2 protein-coding genes are annotated in these 1755 nt (G+C 58.1%); both read right to left on the bottom strand.

Annotated features, from left to right (window positions below; translation table 11 throughout):
* Positions 1-1113: glutamate--cysteine ligase (locus ACXJ5O_RS25895; RefSeq protein WP_457302409.1), on the bottom strand; the 1113-nt coding region annotated here is incomplete at its 3' end.
* Positions 1114-1217: 104 nt separating this feature from the next.
* Positions 1218-1755, bottom strand: a 538-nt coding sequence (locus tag ACXJ5O_RS25890) for a 16S rRNA (uracil(1498)-N(3))-methyltransferase (protein WP_457302408.1), incomplete at its 5' end; no start/stop codon positions are given.

Below are 1755 nucleotides of genomic sequence, written 5' to 3'. Positions count from 1 at the left end.
GTCGCGCAGCGCCTGTACTTCCGGGTAGGTCCAGTCATAGGTCATGGCTTCTGCTGCATCCAACGCCTCTGCATCGTAGAGCAGCCCAACCCAGAAAGCCGGGAGCGCGCAAATGCGCCGCCACGGTCCGCCATCGGCGCCGCGCATTTCGAGGAAACGCTTCAGCCGCACTTCCGGAAACAGGGTCGACAAATGATTTGTCCAGTCGCCCATGTTCGGTATGCCTTCCGGGATGGAATCCTTCAGAGCGCCGTTCATGAATTGACGGAATGTCACGTGGGTACAATCATAATAGCGGCCATGGCGCATGACAAAATACATGGGCACGTCGAGTGCCCATTCGACGTAGTCAGCAAAGCCGAAATTCTCGTTGAAGATGAACGGTAGAACGCCCGAGCGATTGTTGTCCGTATCGCGCCATATGTTTGAACGCCATGACAGAAGCCCGTTCGGCCGGCCCTCGGTAAAAGGCGACATCGCAAACAGGGCCGTCGCGATGGATTGCAACTTCACCGAAACCTGCATCTTGCGGCGCATATCCGTTTCGGACGAGAAATCGAGGTTCACCTGGATCGTGCAAGTGCGGTACATCATGTTCAGTCCGTCCTTGCCAACTTTCGGCATATAGTTGGACATGATGTTGTAGCGCGATTTCGGCATGCGCGGCGTTTCGGCGAGCGTCCATTTGGGGCTACCGCCAAGGCCAAGGAAACGAATGCCAAGTGGCTCGGCGATTTCGCGCACCTGCGCCAGATGGGCGTTGGATTCGCGGCAGGTCTGATGAATGGTGAGAAGCGGTGCACCGGAAAGCTCGAATTGTCCGCCCGGCTCCAGCGAGATCGCGCCTTGGCCGGTTGGCTCGACGAGGCCAATGATATTGCCTTCGTCGATGATCGGCTCCCAGCCAAGCTTGGACTTCATGCCTTCGAGGATCGCGCGAATTCCGCGCGGTCCTTCATAGGGTACCGGGCTGTTGTCTTCCGTGTAAAATGGGAACTTCTCATGCTCCGTGCCGATGCGCCAGTCGGACTCCGGCCTCGATCCCTGTGCAAGATAGGCAGCCAGTTCTTCGGTGCCGGTGATCGGTGTTTCGTCTGTCGTATCGCGCGCCATGGATGGTGCTTTCCGAGATGATGAGATCGTCGCGCGTGATTGACCGTTTTCGTGCAGGAGCGCAAGCAAATTTCGCTTATGGTCTCATCAAGAGTATTTGTAACTCACCAATCGCCTATCGTCGCCTGAATCAAGGCGAGGGCCGCAACGGCGGCTGTATCTGCGCGCAGGATGCGCGGACCCAATGGAATAGCGGTCACAAAGGGCAGCTTTCGCAGGGTTTCGCGTTCCTGGTCGGAAAAGCCTCCTTCCGGACCGATGAGGACACCAAGCGGGCCGCGCGGAAGCGATTGCAGCAGTGGCAGGGGATTGTGCGTGTCATGTCCCTCATCGCAGAAAATGAGGCGGCGCTGGTTGTCCCAGCCCTCAAGCAGCTTTTCAAGCTTTGCAGGTTCACGCGTTTGCGGGATCGCTAGCACGCCGCATTGTTCTGCTGCTTCGATCGCGTTGGTCTCGATTCGCTCGGTCCCTATGCGGGAAACTTGCGTATGCTGGGTGATCACCGGCTGCAGAACGCCTGCGCCCATCTCCACCGCCTTCTGGACCAGATAGTCGAGCCGGCCCTGTTTCAACAGTGCGAAGCAATAGAGGAGATCGGGCGCGGCGGGCTGTTGGCGAGTCTGTTCCAGCGGTTCAAGGAAC

Source organism: Phyllobacterium sp. P5_D12 (assembly GCF_054049495.1).
This window is presented reverse-complemented; position numbering and strand designations above follow the sequence as displayed.